This is a genomic window from Klebsiella sp. X1-16S-Nf21 (genome assembly GCF_002837615.1).
GTDB classification, from domain to species: Bacteria; Pseudomonadota; Gammaproteobacteria; order Enterobacterales; family Enterobacteriaceae; genus Klebsiella; species Klebsiella variicola.
This window is the reverse complement of sequence record NZ_PJDK01000045.1, coordinates 26,060-46,342: the sequence shown is the minus strand read 5'-3', so window position 1 is coordinate 46,342 and position 20,283 is coordinate 26,060. Positions and strand designations below refer to the sequence as shown.

Here is a 20,283-nt window from a genome sequence, read left to right as displayed (position 1 = left end):
GGGGACCTTGACTTCAATAGAATGGAAGCTTGCATAAAGAGATTTAGGGTTAAATAGCGGTCTTGTTTGTTCGGTAAGTTTATAATATGTATTTAAAAATATCTCATCGCGAAGTCTGGCCTGATCCCGGCCTAATGTATGCGTTACAACATCTTCATAGTTGATGATTTTTACATATTTATCTATGCCAAGTTTTGCCGCCCAGAATCGCAGGCTTGTTTGGTAATCCGATATTATGTGGTCTGGCGTCCCGCAGGCACGTTGATATTTGAACCCATCTGAAAATATGTTGAGATGGATGTCATAGTCATGAACCCAAGAAAGTAGCTTGGCAACTTCCGCACAACGCATAAGCGAGTGAATATCACCAATATCTGGAAGATGCCCTCTGTTTTTTATGGGAGAAACGGGTTTGCGTGAGAACAAGGGGAGTCCAATGAGTAACGGTTGATGATTTTCGTTTAAATACTTTATCTTCCTGTGTACTAATTCTCGGCCCATATTTCGTTCTATGACTTTTGTTAGTTTTGAGTCGAATAATATTTCGGTTGCAATCTCAGCGCCCCCCGCTTTATTTATGCCATATAGCGAAGCATTATGATTAGCCCTTATGGCTGCAGCAGTGAGACGATGTGCAATATTTTGCTCCATTGAGTTAATTAGCGCTGGAGCTACTTTTTCGAAAATAAATTCCGTGGAAACCTTTGAGGCTTTCTTTCGAAACTCACTTTCCGTGTATAAAGCGTTTTTGATTTCATCGGAAATCGCGAGTGCGCGGTGACCATTGGTGATAGGCGTTATATTTCCAGAGAATCTGAAATCTATCGCTTCCAAGAGATATCTCCTCCTGCACTACTGATGGAGGACTCGTTAAGAAAATATATATTCTTTCCCGAGTCGAATATTATCTCCCCGGTGCCCGTGCGACCAGAGAATCAATATGGATTATTTCGGAGTGTAATTAAATTAATTAATGATTATAGCGTTATTAATTAATTTTATATTAACGACTCATGCGTTAAACATAGCTATGATACATACTAAGAGCAATGACAAAATTCCGGGTTTTTCGGCCATGGTGCGTAAGATAGGTATTTATATTTTCAATAGATTTCAATTACTTGACATGTCTGGTCCCGTGTCGGCTTTTGAGATAGCCAACTTGCTTGTTCCCGGTAGTTATGACGTACGGGTAATCTCAGAACCAGAAGGGTTGGTAATGAGTTCCTGCGGCGTAGCGGTCACTGCTGTTTCGTGGTTACCCATGGATTACGACACACTGGTTATCGTTGGTGGCCCCGGAGCTACTGATATTGCCGGATGTGCATCGGTGGTGAATTATGTTAGACGAGCTTCTGTGAGGGTTCGCCGCCTGGCCAGCGTATGCTCTGGCGCGTTTATTCTGGCCGGCGCTAGCTTACTGAACGGGCGTCGGGCGACGACCCACTGGAACCGGGCTGTAGAGTTGGCCAGAAATTACCCTAAAGTGAAGGTGGAGCCTGATTACATCTATATTTGTGACGGAAAAATATGGACATCTGCAGGGATTATGGCGGGCATCGACCTGACGCTCGCCCTGATTGCGGAGGATCTCGGGCGTATGGTCGCTTCACAGGTGGCTCAGCAGCTTGTGGTCTATTTCCGACGACCGGGTGGATATTCTCAGAAATCCAGTTTGCTGACTGTCGACCCATTTGGTGGAGTCTTTACGGAGCTGATGGGGTGGATACGGGAGCACATTGCCGAGGTGATGACTGTAGAGCGTCTGGCGTGTCGTGTTGCCATGAGTCCAAGGAATTTTTCCAGGGCCTTTCGGAGGGAAATGGGCGTAACCCCAGCAAAAGCAATCGAACAGTTACGTTTAGAAGTTGCGAGAGAACGCGTGGAGCAAGGCCGCGATAGCTTTGAGCAAATAGCTATAAGCGTGGGCTTCAAATCGGCAGATAGAATGCGCCATGCGTTTTTGAGAGCATTCAACGAATCTCCTCAGAGCGTCCGTCATCGTATTTGCCTGAGCAATGACTGGAAAATACTGGCTGATGTGGACTCCCCTGAAGCGACGGTGATTCCAGACAATAGCGCTTGTTCTGGGCTGGATGCCGAATAAAATACTGTATGGCTCCACCACTTATTGCAATTTTTACTCTCATGTAAAATATAGTCCACTGGTGCGTATTAATCGTGTGTTTAACGCTCTTGATATTCACATGCCTGACCCGGAACCGCTTATGCGAAGTCCGGCTAAAGGACGGGAACAAAGACCGGGGATCATTTCACTAATCGGCTATGTTGCTCCAGCTCGTACTCGATAAATGCACTAATCATGCTGCGATACACTTTTTCAATGATGACTTCCGGAAGGCCTTCATTCGATGCCCTTTCACGAACCCGGTCGATGACCTGTTGTACTCTGTCAGGTGCACGCACGGATGCCTGATCTGTTTTAAACGCCGCTGCAGCTTTAACGCATTGAGCACGCTGAGCTATGAGTTTGACCAGCTCACTGTCTATCTGATCGATATGATTTCTGACATCAGTAATAGAGGTATATTCCACGAAAAACGATCCTGTCAACTAGTACAATGGATTGGTATGTTATAATAAACACAACGGAAAGCAAAACAGATTCCCCCGTCCCCGTGGATGGGGGTAATCGCACAGGAAAAGCCCCTTTTACGGGGCGCCTGATAAAAGTGACTTTTGCGCAGGCTCAGGGCTCCGATTTGAGCAGCAGCTGACCTACTTTCACCATAAACCACGTTATCCGATATCAGGAACAGGTCCCATTTCGACGTCAGCAGCCTCACATTTTGCGGATTGATCCAGTAGGAGGTTAGTCGTCCTGTCAGAGGAACCCGCTGACCCAGCTGGCTAGCCTGGAACCGGGCAGCAGCAAAATGATGTGAACCACCTAGGTTGTTCCAGTATATCCGCGCCGGCATCCAGGAGAATTTGCTGAATTCCATCTCATTCAACCGTAGTTGGGAATGTGACAGATTGTTGTCCAGATGATCACTACTCACTGGTATGGCTAGTTCCCGGCAAAACTACAGTGCAAAATCCTCCAGGCCGGTGCACTGCCTGTCACCATTCTTTGAACTGCTCATCCCACCGATTTCAGAAATATCACAGAGATAATTTTCTGTAATCTCGCAGCTGACCAGCCCGGCCAGTTGCGGGATGTGGAGTTTTAGGTAGTCATAATCACCATCATGGTCAGGTCGAAGATAGCGAATACAATTTTTTTCATAATTGAGCCAGGTGTGCCAGCACACAACAGATCGTAGCCAGATGGTATCCTCAATTAGCGGCAGCTTTACCGGCAAGGCCCCATTGTTTAGTCGACGGCGCAATGTCGAAGGATATCCCAGAGAATCTAGCAATACATCCTGGCAGGCCTGGAGGATTTTACGCCACAGAGGTGTGGCGCTGCTTATTCCATTATCAATCATATCAATGTTCTCAATTCTGTTCAGTTGCCATTGACCAACAGTCGTTGCTGGCCACCACAACCAGACTACCTCACAATTTTTGAGGCCGAAGAAGCTAAGGAGGCTAAAATTGACTTTTCGAGAAATTTATTTTTCGCTTTCAATGTATGCGCATATCCCATTGATATTTAACATAAAACGCATTATCGACACTTTGAGATGTATAGCATTTGATATACGTTCGTGTTGTGTTATTCTTGTATACCAATTGCTATACAGGAGAGCTGTGTATGAAATCAGATGTTCAACTCAACCTAAGAGCTAAAGAGTCTCAGAGAGCACTCATCGATGCCGCTGCAGAGATTATTCATAAATCGCGAACCGACTTTATCCTGGAGATGGCCTGCAAGGCAGCGGAGAATGTGATCCTTGATCGCCGTGTTTTCAATTTTAACGACGAACAGTATGCAGAGTTCATCGATATGCTCGATGCACCAGTCGAGGATGAGCCCGCCATTAATAAACTACTGGCAAGGAAACCTCAGTGGGACGTATAACCGCGCCCGAGCCGTTATCCAGCGCTCATCAGCTGGCTGAGTTCGTCAGTGGAGAGACAGTCCTCGATGAATGGCTAAAACAGAGAGGTTTAAAAAATCAAGCTCTTGGCGCTGCCCGAACGTTTGTTGTTTGCAAGAAGGGTACGAAGCAAGTAGCTGGTTTTTACTCTTTGGCCACCGGTAGCGTTAACCATACGGAAGCTACAGGCAGTCTTCGGCGTAACATGCCAGATCCTATACCGGTGATTATACTCGCTCGCCTGGCGGTAGATGTCTCATTGCACGGAAAAGGGGTTGGTGCCGATTTACTCCACGATGCAGTTCTACGGTGTTATCGCGTAGCTGAGAACATTGGCGTTCGTGCGATAATGGTTCATGCGCTTACTGAAGAAGCCAAAGGTTTCTATGCTCACCATGGATTTAAGGCATCACAAACTCATGAGAGGACTCTGTTTCTAAAGCTTCCATGACTGGTTGCTGGAGTGGGAAAGTAGCAAGTCACCGCCTCAACATATTGATTTTTATGTTGTTTATTTTTAAATTTAACATAATCTTTGTTAAGCGCACCAGGTTTGTAGTAGCTAAATTGAGATGTCCGTCTCTGACCAAATAGACATGTCCGCGCTACAGTCTCACCACAGCGATCACTGCTTTCAAAGGATGAGACTCATGACGGCATACGGAACGGAGTTTTTCTCAATGAATGATGTAAACCGACTCAGGATCCTTCAGGACGTTATCGACCGCCGTCTTACCACACGTCTTGCAGCAAACCGGCTTGAGATATCTGACAGACACTGCCGACGGTTGCTGGAGCGCTATCGTGAACATGGGCCGCTTTCACTTGTTAACCGTCGTCGTGGCCAGCCTGGCAACCGGCAACTCATGCCGGGCATCGCTGAACGAGCACTACGTATTATCCGCGAACGCTACGCTGATTTTGGCCCGACTTTAGCCTGTGAGAAGCTCGCCGAGGTTCATGGGCTGTATCTGGCCAAAGAGACAGTACGCAAGCTGATGACACAGGCTGGTTTATGGATCCCCCGCAAGTTACGGCCGCCTCGTGTGCATCAGCCACGACCGCGTCGGGCCTGCACCGGAGAACTTATCCAGATTGATGGCTGTGAGCATCGCTGGTTCGAGGATCGTGGTCCGGCCTGCACGCTGCTCGTTTACGTTGATGATGCGACCAGCCGGCTGATGCAGCTTCTGTTCGTCAGTTCTGAGTCCACTTTCACCTATTTTGAAGCCACCCGGGGCTATCTGGAACGTTACGGTAAGCCTCTGGCGTTCTACAGCGACAAGGCCAGTGTCTTCAGGATCAACAACAAGCAGGCCATCGGCGGAGATGGCCAGACTCAGTTCGGCCGTGCCATGAACGAGCTGAACATCACCGGTATCTGTGCCAATACCAGTTCTGCCAAGGGCCGTGTTGAGCGGGCTCACCTGACGTTGCAGGATCGCCTCGTCAAGGAGCTGCGGCTCCGCGGTATCAGTACACCCGAGGCTGCAAACGCCTTTGCCGAAGGATTCATGGCTGACTATAACCGCCGGTTTGCGAAGCCGCCACGCCACGATTTCGACGTTCACCGTCCGCTCGGGAATAATGAAAATCTGGCAGCAACATTCACCTGGCGTGAACAACGTAAGGTCTCAAAAAACCTGACATTACAGTATGATAAAAAGCTCTATCTGCTTGAAGATAATGAAGAAAACCGACGTTTTCAGGGGAAATACATTGATGTCTGGCAGTATCCGGACGGTACTATCGAGCTCCGGGCTAACGGTACTTCCCTGCCCTTCATAACCTACGACCGGCTGGGAGAACTGGACCAGGGCGCCATCGTTGACAACAAGCGCCTGGGACGTGCTCTGGAGATGATAAAGCTGGTTCAGGACAAACGGGACAACACCCGCTCGCAGGCCCTGCCATCACTGGACGGCCAGACTTCACGCAGAAAGAAACAACCCGGAAAGAAATCACAACGAAGTCTCAATCAGGACGACATGCTGGAAGCCCTGCAGCAACTCCAGACAAGGAGCAAGGAAATCTTCGGCAAAAGCTGAAAAACAACTCACACGCGGACATCTCAATTTAGCTACAAAGCGGACCTTTAAAAACAGCCCAGACAAGGTTTGTCAGCACAAAGCGTTATTGTCGTCTCAGCACAATTCACACGCGTCGTGTACGCTAAGCCTTCATTTTGCTCAGCACAGGACCGCGATCTTATGTTGGTGACTATGACAGACAAAGAACTTTACCGGCTTGGCATCATTCAGCGAGTATTTGACCGGGCTTTGCTTCAGCGCGACGCAGCAGACATACTTAAGCTCAGTGTTCGTCAGGTGCAGCGTCTTGTGCGTCTGTACCGGACAGATGGCGCAACCGCATTTGCATCTTCCCGCCGTGGACGTCCTGCAAACAACCGGATCGACGAAGAAACACGCTGTAAAGCCCTGGATTTGATCCGGTGCCACTATTCAGATTTTGGCCCAACGCTCGCAACCGAAAAACTGGCTGAACGCCATCATATTTATCTCTCCGATGAAACCATCCGTAACTGGATGACAGCCGACGGTCTCTGGCGTCCTCATTCCCGCCGGCGACCCCGGGTTTACCAGCCGCGATATCGTCGCGACTGTCTCGGCGAACTGGTTCAGATCGATGGTTCTCACCATGACTGGTTCGAAGGCAGAGCCCCAAAATGCTGTCTTCTGGTCTTCATGGATGACGCCACAGGTCGCCTGATGCACCTGCGATTCTGTGATTCAGAAAACGCCTTTGACTACATGATGGCTACCCGGCAATACATTGATAAACATGGTAAACCTGTCGCATTTTACAGCGACAAGCATGCGGTGTTCAGGGTCAGCGGACCCGAAAGCCGACGTACCGGCACAACCCAGTTCGGACGGGCTCTCCGGGAACTGGCGATCGAATTGATTTGTGCCAACAGCAGCCAGGCAAAAGGACGCGTGGAACGGGTCAATAAAACCCTGCAGGATCGCCTGATTAAAGAGATGCGACTGCAGAACATCAGCTCGGTTGCTGAAGCCAATCAGTGGATTGAACATTTCATGTCTGATTTTAACCGTCGTTTCTCCCGGCCGGCAAAATACCCTAAAGATCTGCACCGTGCGGTCACACAGAGTCCACTGGAGCTGAATGATATCTTCGCCTGGCAGGAGCTGCGGACCTTATCGAAAGCACTGACTTTTCAGTATGATAAAGTGATGTATATCATTGAACCCACCGAACAAAATACGCGCATAGCAGGTGAAAAAATTACCGTTTATGATTACCCTGACGGAAGCATTACTTTCCGGCATCAGCACCGGCCACTGGGTTATAAGATTTTCGATAAACTGACCTGCGTTGATCAAGGGGCGGTTGTTGATAACAAACGACTGGGTGCCGTTCTGAGGCTGGCACAGCAGAAACAGGAAGAGCTGGAGGCTGAAGGAAAGCGAATGCGCAGTACAAAAATGCCCCGCAGGCGCGCTCAGGAGCGTGCACTGGAAGAGCTCAGGGCGATCAACCCGGGTGCTGGCCAGTCCGCAGGATTTTATCCCCAGCCTGAAGCGATGAGCCCTTCCCTCACCTGCGGATCTGATATGGCCGACAGATGGGAGAAAAATGGACGACAACAAACCAGTGCTCCTGACACTTCACGAAGCGCTACGCCTGGATTTGATGAAGCCTATATGGCGCGGGAAATTACGCTGGCAGAAGTGGCAGAGTCCATGGAGCTCACCCGTCGTCAGTGCTCCCGCCTGATTAAACGCTACCGCGAGCTGGGGCCAGCCGGTCTGGTCAGCCGGCGCCGTGGAAAGCCAGGCAATCATCAGTTAAACACCACCATCAGAGATCAGGCACTGCAGCTTATTCGCTCACGCGGCCGGGATATGAATCCGTCAGCCATCTGGCGAATTCTGACCACAGAATACGGTGTCCGGATTTCAAAAGAGACCGTGCGGAAAATGATGATTGCCGAGAAAACTGGCACCCTCGCCCGTCCTCAAACCCTGAATCAGACTGAAGAAGGCATTGCCCGGACTCACCACAGACATCACTTCAGCTTGGCTTTAAATACGACATTTCAACATTGGCTAGACAGATGTTGTAGTAACTAAATTGAGATATCCGTCTCGGGGCTGCGGATGTTTTCCTGGGCTGTTATGTTGTGATCCCAAGATGCTGCCGGTACTTCACCGGACTCATTTCACCTAATGATAGCTTGATACGCTCCTCGTTATACCAGCGTATGTATCTGTCCAGGAAGCAGATAAATTTTTCCAGCGTTATACCTGCCCAGTTTCTTCCATAGAACATTTCATTTTTGACCCGCCCGCAGAAGCCTTCACACGCCGCATTATCCGGCGAGCATCCTTTACGCGACATGGACCTTATAAGTCCGGATGTGTTGATACGATCAAGCCAACCCGGCCATCGATAATGGCCGCCGCGGTCGCTGTGTATCACCGGTTTGTCATTTGCGCTGAGCGTGCCGATCGCATCATGGAGCATGGTATTCACCAGCGTTGCAGCCGGGCGTGTTCCTATCGATCAGCTCACTACCTGGCCATCAAAGCGGTCGATAACCGGCGACAGATACACTTTTCCAGCCGGAAGCTGGAGTTAACTTAAATCCTATATCTATACTCTGGGTTTTAGAAAGAAAAATATCACAATGGAAAGAATTAAAAGAAAAATGCAAGCTATCAACATGATATAAAAATGTGAGTCAAGGAGAGATTGCTTTGCTATGCTGAACAGTTTTTCTTTATCGACACCCGATAAAGTTTCAGCATACTTTATAGTTTCCGATAATGATGCTAAATGGATGTCAGGAACATTACTTTCACCTAAGTATGATTTAATATTTTTTGTATAAAATGAGGATGTCATAAGTCCAAATATTACTATGCCAATTCCTGTTCCAAATTCATAAGCCATACCTTCTATAGCTCCTGCCTCTCCACCTTTACCGATAGGTGTCGCATTCATGATTGCTGTCGTGGATGCGAGCATAGCCGCTTCAATACTGAACCCAAGGAGTAACATCATTCCCCATGCCTGTAAGTTATGATTACTAATATTTGTTAAAGATAAGCCGGCAAAACTTACTGAACTGAGAAAAATACCCATAAATGCTATAGAGCGTAATCCAACTTTACCCAGAGCCCATCCCACACAAGGTCCAGAAAGACAACTAGACATTATAAAGGGAAGCAAAAAGAGGCTTGCATTCAATGCGCTCATGCCAATAGCTAGCTGAAGTTCTTGTGTAATGAAAAATTCGAAACCGACAAGAGAAATCATACTAAATAGTGCCATAATTAATCCAGCCAAGATATGTCTATCACTGAAAAGGCTGATATCAATCATTGAGTCAGAGGATATTAACTGTTTCCTGAGAAACAAAAAGCCTAATAAAATTCCGAAAATCAACAAAGGAACAAGCATTGGCTCTTCATTTTGACTGAGCATGGACTTTATAGAGAAAACAATCATAAGCATTGAAATTATAAGCAGTAGAGGTTCTATTGCATTAATTTTTTTTGTTTTTTTCTCTACCTTTCTTATATTCATAGCTGTACACAATGCGGTAACGAGTATGCAAATAGGTATATTGATTAGAAAAACTGATTGCCACGAAAAATACTCCAGTAAAACACCACCTACTAACGGTCCGAGTGCTGCTCCGGCAGTTCCAATTGTTGACCAGATTCCCAGCGCAATAGCTCGTTCCTGGTTATTGAGGAACGTAAGTCTGATGCTGGCAAGCGTTGCCGGAAGTATCATGGCGGCTCCAATAGCAAGAAATCCACGTGATATTATAAGAGTTGATGCTGAATCAGATATTGCTCCAACCGCAGATGAGAATCCAAATAATATAGAACCGCATAAAGCAATAATTTTTACGCCATATCTGTCACACAATACTCCCATCGGCAAAATAAATGACGACATAATTAACGGGTATATATCTATAATCCAAAGCACCTGATTAGAGGTTGCGTTGAGACTATAAGTTAATGAAGGAATGGCAACATGTAAAATCGTTGCATCAATCGAAACTGGAAGATACATTAATATTATCAGCGTAAGAATAAACCACTTATTGGATTGGGGGCGAGCAATGGCATATGTCATAAAGATAACCGAAAACAAGTAACCGAGTGTTATTATATTGTAGATTCTTTAAATGAATAATAAACGGAGGTGGTTTTTTTATTTGACCGCTTTGAGTTATTAATTAAAAAAATACATATATGTGAGAGCATAGTAGTAAAATAAATATGTTCCATATCGGTCTGGATAAGTCGCAGCCTCATGTCATGTTTACAAGCTTACTGGTCAAGCGCTTTGCGGATAAACACCGGCATCTAAGCTATTCTTAACGTCGCCGTAAGGTCGCTTTACCGCGCGATTCTGTCCAGAATTCGCGTGACTTGCACGCCTGAAATTTCAAAGGCAACATTAACAGTCAGGAATTCCTAAGTGAAGCCATCCGCGCAGGTAAGGCACTTGATTCTTCGACCTGCGGCCAGCACGTCCATGAAGATATTCATCGACCAGACCGGATTGGCGCCGCCGCGCGGAGCAGCAACAGAAGTTCTGTTGCCAGCCTTTTACAACGTAGTCTGCGTTTTGCGCCCAGCCGAGTCCAATGATAAAGTCGATACACGCTTATGATTAACATTAAACCCTTCACGGCACAGTAACTCTGCCAGATGCGGCGATAGGCAATACGCCTGTGATCCAGTCCCACCTCAGTGATGCGTCCTGATAAATAGACATCCATAACTGGACGCCGAGCGTGATAGCGGTGGATCGAAAGAGACAAATCTGTGAACCCGCAGGGACGACGTTTCCACAGATCGGTTGCATCACACATTAACATTACTGCTACCGGCTTCTACCCTGTCATCGTGGCGTATTGATCACCGGATGAGCGTTGTATCGTTTCTTGATGATGAAAAATTATATATTGAATCCGTTAAAAATCTCACAACTACGGAAACCAACATGGGCGAAAATTTTGTGAGTAGACCTGGAAATACGGTGACATTTTCATTTTTTATGATACTTATGAGCACCCAATATATCAGTGAAAAGTCTTGAGCCCCTTTCGCAATAAAAATGAGAACAATATGAATTGTCGTTTGGTAATATTTTGGCTATGTTTAAACCCACTGTAACCATTTACTGTTACAAGCCTATCTTAATGGAAACATAAAGAATTAACTGTATATTCTCCTTTACATAATGCATCTGTAACACTGCGTTTTTTTAAACGCCCTGAGAGGCTGGCCATGGAGTTTGCTATCGGGTTTTCGATAAACAGGCCTGTATTGATCATGGTGCTGTTGTCGACAATAAACGGCTAGGTTCCGTACTGAGACTGGTGTAGCTGAAACAGGATGAGCTGGAGGCGGAAGGAAAGCGAATGCACAGAAAAAAATGCCCCGCAGGCGTGCTGAGGAGCGCGTACTGGAAATCAGTCCGTTGCTGGAACCCTACCGGAATCGATGAGCCCTCCCCTCACCTGCGGACCTGATGATGCCGGCAAAATGGAAGACTACAAGCCAGCGCTCCTGACATTGCATGGAGCGCTATGCATGATTTGATTGAAGCCTATATGGTGCGGGAAATTATGCTGGCAGAATTCCCATCTGAGCGCGGATAGCTGTTAACAAGGATCCCGGCTTCGTACAGGGTTTTCCATCCCTCGTCTGGCTACGCCATGCAGTGATTGAAAATATTGTTCAGTCGAAGCAGTCCCTGCAGATAAAGTGATCTCGGCTCAGGTCCAAATTTTAGAGGAGTTGTTTAAAGGTTATACAACGAAATACAGATATAGAGCGCGTAAAGCAAACCGTTCAACCCTAACCAACCCACGGTTATCGTACTTTTCTTGGCAACGAACCATAACCAGAATGCGGCGGTAAGTGTAATTAGTACTCCGGTAAAGACTTCCGTACGTGGCTCCCAGGGCGTTAAGGTGATCCCAATAGCTGGTAGTATCGTACCCTGAAATACCATCGCACCAGTAATATTAGCAACCGCCAGAGTGTCCTTTCCACGACGTATCCACAAGATGCTGTTAATTTTCTCAGGTAACTCTGTTGCAATCGGAATAATAATCAGTGATAACAGTAAAGCTGAAACGCCAAAATATCTTGAGGTGGTTTCCACACCATTGATAAAACCAAAGGCCCCAACAAGAAGAATACCGATCCCAAGTAGAACTTGTATGATAGTGGTGATAAGTCTTTCGGGTAACCTTGCATAGGATAAGAGCAGCGGTTTCTCGACTTGAGTTTCTTCACCTTCCAGAACCAGTTCACTAGATGCTTTGATCGTCCGATACACATAAAAAAAATACAGCAGTACCAGAATCACACTGATACCCTGTCTGTATAGAATCTTATCGTGCGGAATAAACATTGCAAATGTTGCGAGAATGAAAGCTACCAGGAAAAAATTTGTATCGCGCTTAAACCCACCTGGCTCAGGAGTGATTTTTCCTGCATATCCTCTCTTCCTCATAACAGCAGCTCCCATCAAAAAAATAGATAGAGTTGATAGCATTAAAGGAGCCCCCAGGATCGCCCCTACTCCAATTTCCTCGCTGTGGCTTGACAAGTTGTTTCCGGAAATGATGGCCAGAAGTGGCACAATGGTTTCAGGCAGCGCTGTCCCTACAGCCGCAAATAGTGAACCCGTTACACCTTGTGAAAGGCGTAGTTTATGGCCGAGGTGTTCGAGTGCATTAGTGAAAATCTCGGCAGCTATGAGAATGATGACTAGGGAAAAAAATCTCAGCAATCGAATAAATCATTGTGACATTACTCAGGAGTGTAAGTTTATGTTAGTTTCCATTTTCTAACTTCCCTGGCTGGTCATACAGAACTCAATGAGATTCTTTGCGTAATGAAATACACCAAATGTCAGGAAAATTACTGTGCTACGACTTCATGATATAGAAGACAGCATGATGCCATAGATTTTTATTTTGTCAAAATGTTATTAAATATCAACAGCATATTGCATTTGCTATGTTTTATTGCTCAAGCTATAACACTGGATATAGACCTCCTTCCTGAAAATAGTGCCAGGCTAAACTGAAGCCTCCGGTCTTTCATCCACCTCACAGAGAGGCACATCGCTATGAAATAGACCCGCTATACTGAAAAACAGATTGGGTTTATGCTGCAACAGGCCGAAACCGGCATCCGCCTCGGGAAAGTCTGCAGAAAGATGGGCATTTCTGAAGCCACTTTTTATTTTTATGGACTACCTCCGCTTTGCCAGTACTTAATTTGATTTTAGGTTGTTGCTTATATCTATCCGGCATCAGGAAAATCTCTGTCCAAATGGGTAATCCGCACACAATCGCCTCAACAGCTGGACGGTCTCTGAGGCCTGTATTAAAATCAGGCGCCGATTGTGCAGATACTTGCGGAGAAAACGCCCGCGCAGGCATATCAGTGCAGCACATCGCCAACAGCGCCCCGTCCTGATAGGTATTGATCAGTGCTGGAGTATGGATTTCGTGTCGGAAAACCTGTTTAACGGACGTCGTTTCCGGGCGCTGACTGTAGTTGATAATTTTAGTCGGAAGAGTCTGGCGATCCATGCAGGAAAGTAGCAGAAGGGTGTTCCTGCTGGCAAAGTGATTCACTACAGGAGTAAACCGGTGATGTTATGCGCCCGTGATGACGGATGCGTTTGCAACTGTACAACTTCTCATCGGCAATACTGATCATTACATCCAGGTCTGCCGTCAGGCTTTCGCAACTGGTTGTGCCGATACTTCCGCTCATGCTAACCGTCACGCCCGGCAGTTCAAAGGGCAGCTGAAGACTCGCATCAATCAGGTTTCGCAGCTCATCAGACTCTTCCACATGATGAAAGATGTTTTGCAGCACGACGAATTCATCCCCCCCGATCCGGGCAACTGTAGACCCTTCAGGGACAATTCTTCTCAGTCGATCCGCAACAATGTTAAGCACCCTATCCCCTGAACCATGGCCATGGTTATCGTTGACGTCCTTGAAGCCATCAAGATCGAGACAGTGAATGGCAATCAACCTGGTGTTCAGTACGCTTCGTCGGAATGCTTCCCTCAAGCCCAGACGGTTAGCAAGCCCCGTCAGGGGATCGTTACGGGCGAGGACTTCCATATCCAGACGCATGCTGATGTTACGCACCGAGTTATGATGGATATACATAACACTGTGGATCCCTCCCAGCAGGAAGACCAGAAAGATTAACGCAACAATCCGGTGTGATGTGTCACCTGTCATGAAGGTGCAAATAATGGCGGGTACCGTGGCTATCACCATGGCAGTACTGGCGATAACGGGTCGCGGGGCCAGACGCGTGGAGACCCCAGCGCAGTATCCGAATAACAGCGTGGTGGCCAGTAAATGCAGTTGATTATAAGTAGATAAAAACATAAGCGAAGATAGACCACTCACTGATGATGAAACCGTGACCGTCATGATGGTATGGGCAAGTTCCCAGCGTCTGGAACCCTCCAGTCCTGGTAATTCAGATGACAGACGAAGCCTTTTCATCTGTAGCAATATTGTAATCACTTTCGCAACTGAGCCAGCGCCGCCCATCAGAGTAGCAAGCACCACAGGGATACTTCCAAGGGTCCAGAAGGCAAAGCTTCCGATGACCAGAATCGTGATCCCCATCATACTGGTCGGGATAAGCGTGCGTGATAGTTCGCCAACCAGAGCCCTGTACACATCTGGTGATTCTTTCCTGATAAGTCGCATAGATATTCCCTCTTCCGTTCCGTAGAACGTGACTTCAATGACATCAGCTTCTTAGCACAACTATCATTCCTGTATTGCACAGGCCGCAAGAAAAAATCGTCTGAATTGCAAGGCCAGCATCCGTTTACCATCAATAATCCGGAATATAGCCAACTTTTAGGCCGCTGGTATCGGGTTTGTAACAGATTATTCATAATGTGCAGTGAATGCACTTCATTTAACGCGGTCTCCCCCAGAAATGGTTTGCAGAGACTGCTGAGCGGTACGTAATAGTGGACGGGATGAACTGACCGTATTCTCATCACTATGTTCATGATATCGATGGTAGCCATAGCTCTTTACCGACATGAGCGTACGGACAAGTCGGAATTTGCGAAACCAGGCAAGGTATTCAGCAGCGGGCATTCTTACTAACGCGGGTCTAAACTACAGGCCGAATCAGCAAATGAATGTGTTAGAAATGTTTTGCCATGATAACACGGCGAGAGCCTAACACGATGCAATACGGTTTAATGCTGGCTTGTATATTTGTCGTTTAACTTTGATTTGCTAGTTTAACTTTGATTTGCTAATGTATAACTGTTTTAAACCATTAGTCTTTGAGGACCTAATGTTTTGCGATGAACCTCCTTCGGACATAGCCATAATATCCTGATTATCTTTAATAATAGTTCATTAAAGATAATCAGGTCACAGGTTATGATTGTCTTTATATCGATTAATGTGTGTCGGGGTGTTCTATGCTTTTCAAATTACTCTATCTTCCTGCATCTTTACATGCAGCTAACCGCTCGTATTTCTCTTACTATGACATGGTGATGTTTCATAACAAAGAGAAAATACAAATATCTTTGGGCTTCTTTGTTTTCGGAGTTAGGAGTCGTTTAGCAAATAAATCAGGATGCTATCAGAACGATTATTGATACAATCTCACCATTATCTTTTTTGCCGCACAGTCTCCAGCCTAAATCCTGCGGGCTGTGTCTGATATGTATCTTCATGCTCTGAGAGATCCGTTCGCTGAGCATGAGCATATTTTTAATCGTTTAAAAATCATTAAGTATTATTAATACTGAATTATGGAAGACTACATATGCCCCACGTTAATACAGTCAGGATCGAACCGGGTGGCTCCAGATTTAACAATAATACGGATAAGCTGGCTGGGACAGTACTGACTAAAACACGCCTTGAGTCCGATTTCGGGCTCACGGCTGCCCTCCATCAGTATCGTATAGAATACAGTTCTTGCGATGGTGTTCAGGGAGAGGGAATCCGAACTGACAGCGCTGCCATTTTTCTGCCTCAGGGTTCTGAACCTGAAGATGGCTGGCCGCTGATCGTCTGGCACCATGGTACTGTCGGTATCGCTTATGGATGTGCGCCATCACTGAATGTCCGCTCTTTCAGGGACAGTCAGTATCTGAATACGTGGTTATCACTGGGGTACGCCATTTTTGCACCAGACTATCCTGGACTGGGGTCTCAGGGACTGCATCACTATCTTCACGCACGCAGTGTGGCGTGGAGTGTCCTTGATGGCATTCGTGCCGCTCTTGGTGTATTCCCGCTAAAAAACAGAATATTATTAATCGGTCATTCACAAGGCGCTCACGCTGCCTTTTCTACTGCGGGTTATCAGATGCAGTACGCACCAGCGCTTAATATTGCTGGTTCAGTCCTGACAGGGACACCTTATTTCACCGGAGGCCGTAATTTCGAAAGTATGCTAAGTTTTACTGACCCCACGATGTCAGGAGACCCCAGGCTGCCTTATATTTTTTATATATGGCAATCGTGCGCAGATGTAAACGGTAGTCTTGACTCCCGGGATTTCTTTCAGGAACCGGTAAGGGATGTGCTCACCCAGTCTAAAATATTAGCCATCTCATCGCTCAAACAGATTGTCATTGATAAAGCTCTCACGCTAAATAACAGTATAAAACCTGAAATATGGAAATTATTTCAAGAGATACTTCCAAAAATGGCCTACCCTACACTGAATATAATGCACCCGGTTTTTATTGGTATTGGTGACAATGATATTAACGTACCCGTACTCATACAGAGATACTTTGCAGAGGATGTCGACATTTCTGGTACAATTAGTGAAGTCCATATTTATCCTAGGCTTGATCATAGTGCTACACTCAACTATTCACTTCGTGATTCGGTACCATTTGTGCAGCATATAATGAGAGCAATATAAACGTTCTAAAGATATTTAGAAAATTCATGCACACAGGCTATGCTTTATGAAAAAAAATGTCAGATATGAGTTTCATCACATCGGGATCCCACTCCAGGACGGTAGGGAAGAGGGCGTATTCAGTGAAGTCGCCGGAATGTATACCACCGACAATCCCGGCAAGTTCCGGATACAGTGGCACAGATTCACGGAGAACTCGACTTTACACCCTTTAATTAAAAGCGTCCCCCATGTTGCATTCAGGGTTGATAACTTGTCTGAGGCGATAAAGGACGAGTGCCTTCTCCTCGGACCCTATGAACCCATCGACGATTTCTTCGTGGCGATTATCAATGATAATGGCGTTCCTGTTGAACTCATTCAGACCACACTGTCGGATGATGAGCTGTGGCGGCGCGCACGAGCAGGCGAAGGTACGTTGTACAGAGGATAATAATTCGTCTTAATCCTCATCAAATAACTAAATCATATGAAATGGTACTATATATCCTTGTAAGCGCACCCGTTTAAGTTGCACGAACTTTTTGAGATTTCCGGGGTTTCAGCCATCACCCGGTATTCTTCCGGCGTCAGGTTATTCAGGGATTCATGGGGGCGCTCGCTGTTTGACCTGCTCCCCGTTGATTAATACACCGCGATGTTAGTAATGTCTTCATCAGTCACATGAGGACATCCCCATGAAGAAGCGATTTTCCAACGAACAGATCATCAGTATTCTCCGCGAGGCCGAAACCGGTACTGTCAACCTGACTGTACCAGGCTGGCATTAAACTCAAGGTAACGCGTGAGCGCAGTTCGCTATGAGCGAACTGCGGACCTTTACACTCATGATCACCGCTTATGCATGCATTACGAACATAGCACTGTAGTAATCATCGGTAGCTGTTCAACTTAGCCCGTTACACTCGCTTTGTACTAAGATGCTTATCTAATAGATGATTTAAGATATCGTCTCAAGATCAAGATGGATTTATCAACATGACTAGAACAGAAAGACTTCTCGAACTACTACAGATATTAAGGGCACAAAGATATCCGATCACTGCATCCACCCTCTCAGAAAGACTGGGAATAAGTGTGCGATCTCTTTACAGGGATATAAAAACGCTGCAGCATCAAGGAGTATGCATTGAAGGTGGTGCTGGAATTGGTTACATCGTTAAGTCTGACTTTCATTTGCCACCCTTAAACCTTTCTCATGAAGAAATCAATGCCATTACACTTGGGTTAAATTGGGTATCTCATAATACTGACTGTAATTTCAAAATTACCGCAAAGAATGCACTAGCCAAAATACACGCCGTCATTCCTGGTGAATTAAAAAACCTTATTGAGAGTCAATCCTATCTGATCGGTCCTTCAGAAAATAATGAGATATATTTTGAAGGTGTTCGCAATGCTATTAAAAAGCGCATGAGAATAAAACTAAAGTATTGTGATAAGAAGGATTGTTACTCTTCTCGAGTCATATGGCCAATCGGATTGGTATACATGGAGTCATGCTGGCTTTTGGTTGCATGGTGTGAAATGAGAAATGATTTTCGTCATTTTAGAACGGACAGAATTCAAGATATTGTGCAACTGGATTCTACATATAGTGAAAGCAGAGAAGTTTTATTGAAAAAATGGAGGCTTAAAGAAGGGATCTGCGAGGAGAAAGAGTACTGACAAAAACTGTCACAGCTAATTTGTATACTAACCCAGCTGAAAGACTCAATTCTACTTCATAGGGGGGGTTATGAATTTCAAGAATAAAGTTGCTGTCATAACAGGAAGCACTACAGGTATAGGTGAGGCAGTCGCAGACCAATTACATAAGCATGGATCTAAGGTCGTTATTGTATCCCGTTCGTCAGAACAGGCTAAACAAAAAGCGAAACAATTATCTTCACAGGGACAACAAGCCGTGGGGATCGGATGTGATGTGTCACAGCCTGAACAAGTACGGCAAATGATAGATGATGTTATCAAACATTTCGGCAGACTTGATTATGCAGTAAATAATGCAGGCTTAACAGGTGAACATGGTATAAATATAACTGAGCAGACAATTGAAAACTGGGATAAGGTTATTGCAACTTCATTGAGCGGTGTTTTTTACTGCCTAAAATATGAAATACCTCAGATGATGAAATCTGGTGGCTCTATAGTTAATTTATCTGCAGTAAATGGACTGGTTGGCATTCCTGGGTTAGCACCTTACACCGTGGCTAAACATGGCATAATCGGTTTAACCCAAACCGCAGCGCTGGAGTTTGCATGTGAAGGCATTCGAATCAATGCAGTAGCTCCGGGCTATGTCCAAACCCCACGAATGAGTGAGTTCCCAGAAAATATCGTACGTAGTTTCGCAAATAGCCACCCTATGAAAAGGATGGCAAAAATGCAAGAAGTAGCAGACTTCATACTGTTTTTACTGTCAGATAATTCAGCATTCTGTACCGGAGGAGTTTATCCAATCGATGGCGGTTATTTAGCTGAGTAAAATTTCCCTAAAGCCCTTTTAAACTTTAAGAATTGCCTCGCCAAAGTCGTAGGCTAGCTGGGGTGTATAGTTAACGCTTCCATTATCAGGCCTGTGATGAAAATATTTCAAGTATGGGTTAATATTGGGATTGATGATCGGCACTCCATTTGTTCATATATCATGCCATTAACAACGTCCTCTTCTGGCACTCATGGGAAGTCCAGGGCCCGGGAGTACTCCCCTAGACGCATGGTCCAGATTGATCATTATGATTTTTTATGGTTTTGTGAAGATAAGAATAACGAGAGCCAAAAAGGCTAAAATTGAAGAGGAGCACTACCATGAGCAATCCAGAAATAAAAAATAAGGGCCATGAACCTCCGGATGGTCTTCCTCGTTATCGTCTCCTGACAGGTAAGGATGACGCTAAATTTTGTCATCGGGTTTCAGAAGCACTGGCGCTTGGTTATCAACTGTATGGCTCCCCCGCCGCAACGTTTAATGGGCAGGATGTGATTGTTGCGCAGGCTATCATATGGCCTGAGGTACAGCAGAATCAGGCTTCGTAGGAATGAGTGGGCTCGCAGCGTCCGGAATCCGCCCGGTGCTGTAAATCACCGCAAGGTCTGTCATAAGGTAATTGCATCACGCATCGCGACACCTTTTTTCTTTACGCAGGCCTTCTCTTTCACTGTTTGTCAGAACTGTGGACCGCAGTAATCTCCACCCCGTGCTTTAATCAATGAGAGTGATGTCGGGTGCAAATTAAACTACCTTTCTCAACAGCAAAGGCGGGATAACCCTACCTTCGCAGGGTTT

The 20,283-nt window shown here is 45.9% G+C and carries 18 protein-coding genes and 6 pseudogenes; 15 read left to right on the top strand and 9 right to left on the bottom strand.

Translation table 11 applies throughout. The annotated features are described in order from the left end of the window. Positions 1 to 834, bottom strand: an 834-nt coding sequence (locus CW267_RS19505; RefSeq protein WP_133124745.1) for an L-tyrosine/L-tryptophan isonitrile synthase family protein, incomplete at its 3' end; no start/stop codon positions are given. A gap of 139 nt (positions 835 to 973) precedes the next feature. On the opposite strand from CW267_RS19505, the gene CW267_RS19500 reads away from it, so the two are divergent. From CW267_RS19500 to CW267_RS31605, 3 genes and pseudogenes are all read left to right on the top strand, one after another. Continuing rightward, positions 974 to 2,107 (top strand): GlxA family transcriptional regulator, encoded by a 1,134-nt coding sequence (locus CW267_RS19500; protein WP_206053252.1) that lies wholly within the window; start codon positions 974 to 976, stop codon positions 2,105 to 2,107. After that, positions 2,097 to 2,210 (top strand): annotated as a pseudogene (locus CW267_RS31610) (hypothetical protein); the annotation flags it as partial. The gene CW267_RS19500 and the pseudogene CW267_RS31610, both read left to right, overlap by 11 nt. Then, complete coding sequence (locus tag CW267_RS31605) at positions 2,158 to 2,280, top strand: Hok/Gef family protein (RefSeq protein WP_100781758.1); 123 nt, start codon at positions 2,158 to 2,160, stop codon at positions 2,278 to 2,280. The pseudogene CW267_RS31610 and the gene CW267_RS31605, both read left to right, overlap by 53 nt. Here the strand turns inward: CW267_RS31605 and CW267_RS19490 are convergent. The 3 genes and pseudogenes from CW267_RS19490 to CW267_RS19485 form a co-directional block, all read right to left on the bottom strand. Further along, positions 2,269 to 2,556, bottom strand: a complete 288-nt coding sequence (locus CW267_RS19490; protein WP_042938777.1) for a chorismate mutase — start codon at positions 2,554 to 2,556, stop codon at positions 2,269 to 2,271. The genes CW267_RS31605 and CW267_RS19490 overlap by 12 nt on opposite strands. 14 nt (positions 2,557 to 2,570) lie before the next feature. Further along, a pseudogene (locus CW267_RS31720) lies at positions 2,571 to 3,035 on the bottom strand (DUF6685 family protein); the annotation flags it as partial. A 12-nt stretch (positions 3,036 to 3,047) separates the two neighbouring features. Continuing rightward, on the bottom strand, positions 3,048 to 3,452 hold the full coding sequence (locus tag CW267_RS19485; protein ID WP_100781757.1) for a hypothetical protein: 405 nt from the start codon (positions 3,450 to 3,452) through the stop codon (positions 3,048 to 3,050). 269 nt (positions 3,453 to 3,721) lie between these two features. Here CW267_RS19485 and CW267_RS19480 point away from each other — a divergent pair, with 269 nt between their 5' ends. The 5 genes and pseudogenes from CW267_RS19480 to CW267_RS19460 all read left to right on the top strand — a co-directional run bounded on the left by CW267_RS19480 (position 3,722) and on the right by CW267_RS19460 (position 8,122). Further along, positions 3,722 to 3,988, top strand: a complete 267-nt coding sequence (locus tag CW267_RS19480; protein ID WP_101148650.1) for a DUF1778 domain-containing protein — start codon at positions 3,722 to 3,724, stop codon at positions 3,986 to 3,988. After that, positions 3,976 to 4,458, top strand: a complete 483-nt coding sequence (locus tag CW267_RS19475; RefSeq protein WP_032720647.1) for a GNAT family N-acetyltransferase — start codon at positions 3,976 to 3,978, stop codon at positions 4,456 to 4,458. Before CW267_RS19480 ends, CW267_RS19475 begins: the two co-directional genes overlap by 13 nt. A 199-nt stretch (positions 4,459 to 4,657) precedes the next feature. Continuing rightward, entirely contained in the window at positions 4,658 to 6,055 is a 1,398-nt protein-coding gene (locus CW267_RS19470; protein ID WP_100781623.1) for an ISNCY family transposase, read from the top strand. A gap of 174 nt (positions 6,056 to 6,229) precedes the next feature. After that, positions 6,230 to 7,577: pseudogene (locus CW267_RS19465) on the top strand (ISNCY family transposase). After that, positions 7,574 to 8,122 carry a helix-turn-helix domain-containing protein gene (locus CW267_RS19460; RefSeq protein ID WP_100781622.1) on the top strand — a complete coding sequence of 183 codons (549 nt, stop codon included), beginning with the start codon at positions 7,574 to 7,576 and terminating at the stop codon, positions 8,120 to 8,122. The pseudogene CW267_RS19465 and the gene CW267_RS19460 overlap by 4 nt, the downstream one beginning before the upstream one ends. Positions 8,123 to 8,165: 43 nt before the next feature. On the opposite strand, the pseudogene CW267_RS19455 reads toward CW267_RS19460, so the two are convergent. The 4 genes and pseudogenes from CW267_RS19455 to CW267_RS19445 all read right to left on the bottom strand — a co-directional run. Further along, positions 8,166 to 8,624: pseudogene (locus CW267_RS19455) on the bottom strand (IS3 family transposase); the annotation flags it as partial. Between the two features lie 21 nt (positions 8,625 to 8,645). After that, on the bottom strand, positions 8,646 to 10,145 hold the full coding sequence (locus CW267_RS19450) for an MFS transporter (RefSeq protein ID WP_165787453.1): 1,500 nt from the start codon (positions 10,143 to 10,145) through the stop codon (positions 8,646 to 8,648). A gap of 272 nt (positions 10,146 to 10,417) precedes the next feature. Beyond that, positions 10,418 to 10,911, bottom strand: a pseudogene (locus tag CW267_RS31385) (IS3 family transposase); the annotation flags it as partial. Positions 10,912 to 11,825: 914 nt separating this feature from the next. Beyond that, on the bottom strand, positions 11,826 to 12,824 hold the full coding sequence (locus CW267_RS19445) for a sodium:calcium antiporter (protein WP_206053241.1): 999 nt from the start codon (positions 12,822 to 12,824) through the stop codon (positions 11,826 to 11,828). 381 nt (positions 12,825 to 13,205) lie between these two features. On the opposite strand from CW267_RS19445, the gene CW267_RS30145 reads away from it, so the two are divergent. Together CW267_RS30145 and CW267_RS31380 are read left to right on the top strand one after the other, a co-directional pair. Next, positions 13,206 to 13,322, top strand: a complete 117-nt coding sequence (locus CW267_RS30145; protein ID WP_413773659.1) for a hypothetical protein — start codon at positions 13,206 to 13,208, stop codon at positions 13,320 to 13,322. 133 nt (positions 13,323 to 13,455) lie between these two features. Then, positions 13,456 to 13,641: pseudogene (locus CW267_RS31380) on the top strand (IS3 family transposase); the annotation flags it as partial. Here the strand turns inward: CW267_RS31380 and CW267_RS31375 are convergent. Next, positions 13,610 to 14,182, bottom strand: a complete 573-nt coding sequence (locus CW267_RS31375) for a GGDEF domain-containing protein (RefSeq protein ID WP_227521866.1) — start codon at positions 14,180 to 14,182, stop codon at positions 13,610 to 13,612. The pseudogene CW267_RS31380 and the gene CW267_RS31375 sit on opposite strands and share 32 nt — an antisense overlap. A gap of 1,699 nt (positions 14,183 to 15,881) precedes the next feature. On the opposite strand from CW267_RS31375, the gene CW267_RS19430 reads away from it, so the two are divergent. The 5 genes from CW267_RS19430 to CW267_RS19410 all read left to right on the top strand — a co-directional run bounded on the left by CW267_RS19430 (position 15,882) and on the right by CW267_RS19410 (position 20,033). Then, the gene (locus tag CW267_RS19430; RefSeq protein WP_100781618.1) at positions 15,882 to 16,997 is read left to right on the top strand and encodes an alpha/beta fold hydrolase; all 1,116 of its coding nucleotides are present in this window, start codon (positions 15,882 to 15,884) and stop codon (positions 16,995 to 16,997) included. Positions 16,998 to 17,043: 46 nt separating this feature from the next. Then, complete coding sequence (locus CW267_RS19425; RefSeq protein WP_100730232.1) at positions 17,044 to 17,430, top strand: hypothetical protein; 387 nt, start codon at positions 17,044 to 17,046, stop codon at positions 17,428 to 17,430. Between the two features lie 545 nt (positions 17,431 to 17,975). Continuing rightward, positions 17,976 to 18,665 (top strand): helix-turn-helix transcriptional regulator, encoded by a 690-nt coding sequence (locus CW267_RS19420; RefSeq protein ID WP_100781617.1) that lies wholly within the window; start codon positions 17,976 to 17,978, stop codon positions 18,663 to 18,665. Positions 18,666 to 18,735: 70 nt separating this feature from the next. After that, positions 18,736 to 19,482: an SDR family NAD(P)-dependent oxidoreductase gene (locus tag CW267_RS19415; protein ID WP_021462587.1), complete on the top strand. Its 747-nt coding sequence runs from the start codon at positions 18,736 to 18,738 to the stop codon at positions 19,480 to 19,482. 323 nt (positions 19,483 to 19,805) lie between these two features. Further along, on the top strand, positions 19,806 to 20,033 hold the full coding sequence (locus CW267_RS19410; RefSeq protein ID WP_012542191.1) for a DUF1737 domain-containing protein: 228 nt from the start codon (positions 19,806 to 19,808) through the stop codon (positions 20,031 to 20,033). Positions 20,034 to 20,283: the final 250 nt, after the last annotated feature.